The organism is Vibrio scophthalmi LMG 19158, from assembly GCF_000222585.1.
Classification (GTDB): Bacteria; Pseudomonadota; Gammaproteobacteria; order Enterobacterales; family Vibrionaceae; genus Vibrio; species Vibrio scophthalmi.
The window spans coordinates 20923-27386 of record NZ_AFWE01000225.1; the positions used below are offsets into that span (position 1 = coordinate 20923).

General features: G+C 43.4%; 9 protein-coding genes and 1 pseudogene. 7 read left to right on the plus strand and 3 right to left on the minus strand.

What is annotated here, in order from left to right; translation table 11 throughout:
• Positions 1–28: 28 nt before the first annotated feature.
• Together arsJ and RH88_RS21655 are read left to right on the plus strand one after the other, a co-directional pair.
• On the plus strand, positions 29–1246 hold the full coding sequence (gene arsJ, locus RH88_RS21650; RefSeq protein ID WP_005600049.1) for an organoarsenical effux MFS transporter ArsJ: 1218 nt from the start codon (positions 29–31) through the stop codon (positions 1244–1246).
• A 128-nt stretch (positions 1247–1374) separates the two neighbouring features.
• Positions 1375–2388, plus strand: coding sequence for an acyltransferase (locus RH88_RS21655; RefSeq protein WP_005600050.1), 1014 nt, complete (start codon positions 1375–1377; stop codon positions 2386–2388).
• Between the two features lie 16 nt (positions 2389–2404).
• Here the strand turns inward: RH88_RS21655 and RH88_RS21660 are convergent, their stop codons facing one another.
• Entirely contained in the window at positions 2405–2734 is a 330-nt protein-coding gene (locus RH88_RS21660) for a DUF2500 domain-containing protein (RefSeq protein ID WP_005600051.1), read from the minus strand.
• A 252-nt stretch (positions 2735–2986) separates the two neighbouring features.
• Here RH88_RS21660 and RH88_RS21665 point away from each other — a divergent pair, with 252 nt between their 5' ends.
• From RH88_RS21665 to RH88_RS21685, 5 genes are all read left to right on the plus strand, one after another.
• Positions 2987–3352, plus strand: a complete 366-nt coding sequence (locus RH88_RS21665; protein ID WP_005600052.1) for a hypothetical protein — start codon at positions 2987–2989, stop codon at positions 3350–3352.
• Positions 3353–3966: 614 nt separating this feature from the next.
• On the plus strand, positions 3967–4182 hold the full coding sequence (locus RH88_RS21670) for a hypothetical protein (protein ID WP_005600054.1): 216 nt from the start codon (positions 3967–3969) through the stop codon (positions 4180–4182).
• A gap of 118 nt (positions 4183–4300) precedes the next feature.
• On the plus strand, positions 4301–4924 hold the full coding sequence (locus RH88_RS21675; protein WP_005600056.1) for a lysoplasmalogenase: 624 nt from the start codon (positions 4301–4303) through the stop codon (positions 4922–4924).
• A gap of 132 nt (positions 4925–5056) precedes the next feature.
• Complete coding sequence (locus RH88_RS21680) at positions 5057–5293, plus strand: YecH family metal-binding protein (protein ID WP_005600058.1); 237 nt, start codon at positions 5057–5059, stop codon at positions 5291–5293.
• Between the two features lie 101 nt (positions 5294–5394).
• On the plus strand, positions 5395–5979 hold the full coding sequence (locus tag RH88_RS21685) for a YhgN family NAAT transporter (protein WP_005600059.1): 585 nt from the start codon (positions 5395–5397) through the stop codon (positions 5977–5979).
• A 111-nt stretch (positions 5980–6090) separates the two neighbouring features.
• Here the strand turns inward: RH88_RS21685 and RH88_RS21690 are convergent, their stop codons facing one another.
• Positions 6091–6357, minus strand: coding sequence for a DUF1145 domain-containing protein (locus RH88_RS21690; RefSeq protein ID WP_005600061.1), 267 nt, complete (start codon positions 6355–6357; stop codon positions 6091–6093).
• A gap of 9 nt (positions 6358–6366) precedes the next feature.
• Positions 6367–6464, minus strand: a pseudogene (locus RH88_RS23985) (16S rRNA (guanine(966)-N(2))-methyltransferase RsmD); the annotation flags it as partial.

Below are 6464 nucleotides of genomic sequence, written 5' to 3' on the forward strand. Positions count from 1 at the left end.
TCTTTTTATTAAATAAACAAGGTGGGTTATGTTTGCCAATCTAAGTAAAAGTGTTCGCCAATATATGTTGGTGACATTTAATTACTGGAACTTCACCGTCACGGATGGCGCCCTGCGAATGCTAGTGGTGCTCTATTTCCATGATTTGGGATACAGCACGCTAGAGATCGCTTCGCTATTTCTTTTCTATGAGTTTTTCGGTGTCGTCACCAATTTGATTGGTGGTTGGTTGGGGGCAAGATTGGGTTTGAATAAAACCATGAACCTTGGCCTAGGGATGCAGATTGTAGCGTTAGTGATGCTTACAGTACCCAATGCATGGTTAACCATCCCTTGGGTAATGCTGGCTCAAGCAATGTCCGGTATTGCCAAGGATCTTAATAAAATGAGCGCCAAAAGCTCAATTAAGAGTTTAGTCCCCGATGATCAGCAAGGCGCACTGTATAAGTGGATCGCCATTTTGACAGGTTCAAAGAATGCACTGAAAGGTGTGGGCTTCTTTGTCGGTGGTTTACTGCTTTCGCTGGTGGGGTTCCAAGTCGCGGTCTTACTAATGGCAGGGTTACTTGGTTTGGTGTTGATTGGTAGCCTGTTTGGTTTAGAGCGCGATATGGGCAAAGCGAAAACTAAGCCGAAGTTTAGCCAGATTTTTTCTAAATCTGAACCGATCAATATTCTGTCTGCCGCACGTATGTTCTTGTTTGGTGCCCGTGATGTGTGGTTTGTGATTGCGTTGCCAATCTATTTAGGTAGCGTGTTTGGTTGGTCACACCTGTGGGTTGGTGGCTTCCTCGCATTGTGGGTGATTGCTTATGGCTTTGTTCAAGGCCTCGCGCCTAAGATTACCGGAAAAGCGCAAGGGCGAGTTCCTGATGGTAGTGCGGCTTTTGCTTGGGCTGCACTGCTGGCGGTGATCACTGCTGGTATTGCTTATGCAGTACAAATTGGTTGGCAGCCACAATTCGTGATTGTGGTGGGCTTGATGATTTTTGGTGCGGTTTTTGCCGTCAATTCATCACTGCATTCTTACCTGATAGTGAGCTATGCAAAAGGCGATGGCGTGTCATTGGACGTTGGCTTCTATTATATGGCTAATGCGATGGGACGTTTAATTGGTACCGTTCTTTCTGGGTGGGTATTCCAAATGGCAGGCTTGTCAGCGTGTCTTTGGGTCTCTTTTGCTTTCTTAGCCATCACTACGGTGATTTCAATAAAGCTACCGAAGCTGAACCCGGCTTCAGCCTAATCTGCTCGATTCGAGCATGCTTAGCATGGCTCCCTTACTAAAAGCTGACTAAACCGTAACGTATCTTTGGTTTAGTCAGCTTTTTTATTGCTATATTCAATAGCATAACCTTCCTATTTGATAATTTTATGAGAGAACGCGTTCGCTTTTTTGACCTTTTGCGCTGTGTTGCTGCGATTGCGGTTATTGCTATTCATGTTTTGGCACCATATCGCAACGAGTTAGGAGTGATCCCTTTTGACCAATGGGCAAGCGCGGTTTCGATAAACAGTATCAGTCGTTGGGCGGTGCCCGTCTTTATTTTGATCACTGGAGCGTTAATGCTCAGTGATAAGCGTGATTTTGAATTGGGTTACTACGTAAAAAGACGCTTGGGTAAGGTGTTAGTGCCTTTTCTCGTTTGGTCGCTGTTTTATGCCTATTTGTCGGGATGGTCATTGGCTGGCTTTGATGGTCAAGAGGCACTTAACGTTCTTGAACAAAGTCCATCACACGCGACTTACTACCACTTGGGCTTTTTCTACTATTTCATTCCACTCTATTTTGTTATCCCTTGCTTTCAGTGGGCAGTAAAACGAGATCACGACGAAGCAATTTTTGCTTTTGTGGGTATATGGTTGCTCACCACTATATTGTACCTATTTAAGATTGATGGCCCATGGAGTGCTCAAATGTGGCTATACAGCGGTTACTTACCGTTGGGATATTTGCTGTATAAGAAATTACCGCTCAATCCGCTGAGCGTGATGATTGCCACTTGGCTTGGGCTCTTTGCCTTAATGCTCACGGTGTGGATGGTGATCGCAAATAGCGTTGAAGCGGGGCAGTACACGGTTGGCCGTTGGCTATCGTACAAAACGCTTAATGTTGTTTTAGCCGCGAGTATGGTCTTTGTTATCTGTCGATATTTGAGTGATAAGCTGTCTCAGCGCAGTTATGACGTGGTTGCGTTTATCAGCCAATATAGCTTGGGGATCTATCTGCTTCATCCGATTTTTTTATGGCCGATGAAAGCATTGGGTTGGCATCAAGGTAATCCGTTATGGGTAATCCCACTGTGGGTTCTGATCAGCGGCATTGGCGCGCTAGGATTAAGTTGGTTGTTAGCGCGCTCGAAAAAGACAGCGTGGTTATTGCCGTAGCATTAGTGCAGCAGGCTTAACGTTTCATGGCAAAGTGTAGAAACTTATCACCCTGATAGGTCAAAGTGCCTTTATCTCCAGGATTAAGCGCTTGAAAGTAGTGAATACCCACTTGAAACTCACGCTTAGGGCCGATTTTGCCTTTCTGCACGTAGATCCAATACTCTTGATCGTCTTGGCCGGGCTGTGCTTCGTCATTTGAAATGGCCTGTTTATCGAGTATCGTGACATTCACGGTTTGTTCTGGCGCATCTTCACCTTGCATGTGACGACGATAGAAATTAGTGAAGACCCAACCGGCAAGTAAGCCCAGTAGTGCAATAGCGAAATAAAGTGAAATTGGCATTAGTTCCTCCCCGTGAACTCAGTATGCATTCTAGCTACTTTTTCACAGGGATGTTGGCTATGCTCTGAGATATAAACCACATATTGTGGATGTGACAAATAGAACTTCGATCCACATCACAAGCTATTGATGATTTGCTCGTTAATCTAGCTAGGGATTAACCGATCGTTTGGTATTATTTTTATTGCAACTTGTTCATTTTGAACATAAATAGGAATTGGAGAGTGAAGTTAATTAACAGGGAGAGAATGGATGTCTGATATTGATAGTGTCGTAACTCGCACGCGAAAAATCGAGCATCTCCTGAGATCACAGTACCATGCCGAAGGGAAGGGTCTTCATCAGTTAATCACCAGCTGTGAAGAGCGCTTGCCTCACAATGTGGTTGGCAAGCTTCGCTACATTGCGACGATCCGTAATAAAGTCGTGCATGAGTATGATTACAAGCTCGACAGTCGCCGTAAATTTCTGACGGTGTGTGATGAGTGTGAAAAAGAGCTGACGCCTAGAAGTAGCCGCTTTATTTGGCGGGTCGCTATCTCACTCATGACCTTAATCACGCTTGCTGCGATGCTGTTCTACTATGCGCATTGGGATGTATTATCTAACCATTTCTAGTAATCACGGGCGAAGTGGTTAAATTGGTAAGTCATGAACGATGACTGACTTTTCGGCATAAGTAGAAAAGTTAGCCGATTAACGCCTGTTTTCGCAGCTAAAATCAAAAAGGGACGCCATTGGCGTCCCTTTCTTTTTTTGTATTTGACTTAGTACATCATTGGCAGAGTCATTAGGCCAACGACAACGGCGATCATTACAAGTCCTTGTTTTTGTGAAGAAGTAATCATAACTCTGCTCCTTTGCTGTGATGTTAGTTACTATGCTTTACAGAATAGCAGGTTTTTGGTGGGTTGATCAAGTTAGATCTTGAAAATGCCCATAAAAACAAATTTATGGTGTCGATTTTAGCGGTTTATGGGCGTTATAAGTTTGTTGAGCTGGTCGTTTTTTGAGTGTTTTTTTTATGCTGCATAAGGATTGATTGGTATTAAGTTGTTGTTTTTTATTAATTTAAAAATTGAACATAAAACACTCAATAAGATATTGTCTATTTTTGATGTATTGGTGGTAATTACTGGTCGTAGTTTTCATTTGTTTCTATTTCTCATTGGGTGAGAGTTGTTTTTGAGATTAATTCTCACTAGTTGAAGGTGGTTTTAGCATTCTGAAAGGTGGAATTTATTTTATTGGTTCATCTTCGCTGTGGTTCTGAGGCTGATTTAAAGTTATCTAAATATAAGGTGCTGTTATTTAATGGTTTTTATGTTGGTTCTTTAGTTTATCTTATTTTTGTGATGTTAAACTTTATGGTTTTTGTGCGTTGGGCTGTCTTTGATGGAGCAAGTGGCCTAATCAAGGCTGTTTTTTGTCATGGCGGTGACAGATAAATAGCAAATGAATACTAAGTGGATGAATCGTAATCAAGATCCAACTTTTGTTCTTGGTTGGTAGACAATTTAAGCGTCGCGCCTAAACTGAGCCTTCGAATTAGATAGAGGTGTTGTTATGTGGAGCTGGCTTGCTGTCGCGTTATCTGGATTCATCACGAGTTCTGCCTGTGAAAGTCATCAACGCAAAACCGCAGTATTTTTTTCGGCTTTTTCATTGTTGCTGTTATTGGTCATGCTTTGGAGTCAAGATGGCTTGGTTGGGCAACTTGAGTGGTGGATATCACTCGGGCTAGTGATTTCTATGTTAGCGGATGGGCTGTACATTTCTAAGCGCAGTCAACGCATCTGTTTTGCTAGCTTTATTGCCGCTCAGCTTTGTTATAGCACCGCTTTTTGGCTACAGCTTTCCGGCCAAGTGGTGTGGTGGTTGGCGGCGATGTTGCTTGCAATGGGTATTGTGGCCTTTTTCTTACTGTTACCAAAAATCGACCGACTTATTTTTCCTGTCGTGATCATGGGGATGGTCTTACTGCAATTGAATTGGGTCACTGGTGAGTTGTGGTTGTTGCAACACACTCATCAAGCCTTATTGGCCTTCTTAGGTAGCCTGTCATTAACCATTTCAGCCACGCTATTGGCGATTCACGATTATCGGCAGCCGCTTGTTGCCGGGCGCTATCTGATTTCGGCTAGCTATTTGCTTGCTCACAGCTTGATTGTGGCCTCATTCATTATCTAATGGGTTTATTGCAACGCTGTGCAACATTGAAGTCTCTAACTTGATTGTTGAACACGGATTGTTGCCCTCATCCTTTTCCCTTATGCTTGGCGCCGATTTATAAAGACTAACTTCAATATAAAGGTGCTAAGCATGAGTAACGAAATCCACGCTCACAAAGTGTTAAATCTATTACGCGAACAACCAATGACTAAGCAAGAGCTGAGTGATGCAGTGAGTGAGCAATTTGGCGAGCAGGCTCAGTTTCGTACCTGTAAGCAGGAAGGCTTTCAGTTTGATACCTTGTTCGACTTTTTCCTTCAGCGTGAAAAAATCATCGAAGTAGAGGGTAAATGGACAATTAATGTTGAGCGTGTTTGTGGACACTAATTCGTTTCTAATTAGATAAAAACACGACGAACAAAGCTTAAATAGAGCGAATCGTTAGGGAAGTCGCTATACTTCGCCGACTAAATTTTGGAGGGGAAGGAATGGAAATTTTGTCTGCAGCGACCATGCTGTTTTTAATTATGGATCCGCTGGGAAATTTGCCCATTGTTCTGTCGATTCTTAAGCATTTGGATCCAAAACGTCGCCGTAAGGTGCTGATGCGTGAGCTCTGTTTTGCGCTAATGATTCTAATGTTGTTCTTGTTTGCCGGTAAGAGCATCATGAGCTTCTTACATGTACAACCGGAAACGTTGAGCATCTCAGGCGGCATTATCCTGTTCATCATTGCGATTAAGATGATTTTTCCGAGTGGTGGCAGCATTACAGGGCTGGCGGCAGGTGAAGAGCCATTCATTGTGCCTATGGCGATCCCAATGCTCGCTGGCCCGTCAGTGATTGCAGCAATTTTGCTGTTATCTAGCCAGTATCCAGATCAGTTGCTTGAGTTGTCGGCAGCGGTTTTACTGGCGTGGGGCGCGACGTTCTTTATCCTGATGTTCTATGGTTTCTTCCATCGCATTTTGGGTGAACGCGGCTTAAAAGCCGTTGAGCGTTTGATGGGGTTACTGTTGGTGATGCTATCGACTCAAATGTTCCTTGATGGTGTAAAAAACTATCTGGCTTAGGCAAGTCAGTGGTGTCATTCCGTGCTGTTATAAAAAACGCCGCTCTTTTGAGCGGCGTTTTGCTATCGATAGTTTAGAGATCTTGTTGCGATAATGACCGTAAGGAAATGCTTACATCATGTGCTTGCGACGAATGTCGAGCAAAGCAAAAATGCCAAAAATAAGAATCGACCATCTTTCCCAACGACTCATTTTGACTTTGTCGCCAAAAGCACCAATGAAGATCAGCATTTGTAGACCGTGCATCATGAACAAAAATGCCGCCATAATATAAAGGGCAATCGCCGCTTTACCCGGGAAGGGCATGAATATATTCAGTAGCAAAATAAACCACACAAAACCAATAGCGGCTTTGGCTAATAAAATTAATACCTTCATATCATGTCCTTATTCTGATTGGCGCTGGTAAAGGCGGAAGCTGACTTGTCCGGCGGTTTTCTCTCGGTGTAATTGCCAGCTCTCAGGTAAGCCTTCAATGGCTAATT

Excerpts from the sequence above, each read along its gene's own strand:
- arsJ (WP_005600049.1), top strand. The coding sequence starts at position 29 with ATGTTTGCCAATCTAAGTAAAAGTGTTCGCCAATATATGTTGGTGACA.
- RH88_RS21655 (WP_005600050.1), top strand. The coding sequence starts at position 1,375 with ATGAGAGAACGCGTTCGCTTTTTTGACCTTTTGCGCTGTGTTGCTGCG.
- RH88_RS21660 (WP_005600051.1), bottom strand. The coding sequence starts at position 2,734 with ATGCCAATTTCACTTTATTTCGCTATTGCACTACTGGGCTTACTTGCC.
- RH88_RS21665 (WP_005600052.1), top strand. The coding sequence starts at position 2,987 with ATGTCTGATATTGATAGTGTCGTAACTCGCACGCGAAAAATCGAGCAT.
- RH88_RS21675 (WP_005600056.1), top strand. The coding sequence starts at position 4,301 with ATGTGGAGCTGGCTTGCTGTCGCGTTATCTGGATTCATCACGAGTTCT.
- RH88_RS21680 (WP_005600058.1), top strand. The coding sequence starts at position 5,057 with ATGAGTAACGAAATCCACGCTCACAAAGTGTTAAATCTATTACGCGAA.
- RH88_RS21685 (WP_005600059.1), top strand. The coding sequence starts at position 5,395 with ATGGAAATTTTGTCTGCAGCGACCATGCTGTTTTTAATTATGGATCCG.
- RH88_RS21690 (WP_005600061.1), bottom strand. The coding sequence starts at position 6,357 with ATGAAGGTATTAATTTTATTAGCCAAAGCCGCTATTGGTTTTGTGTGG.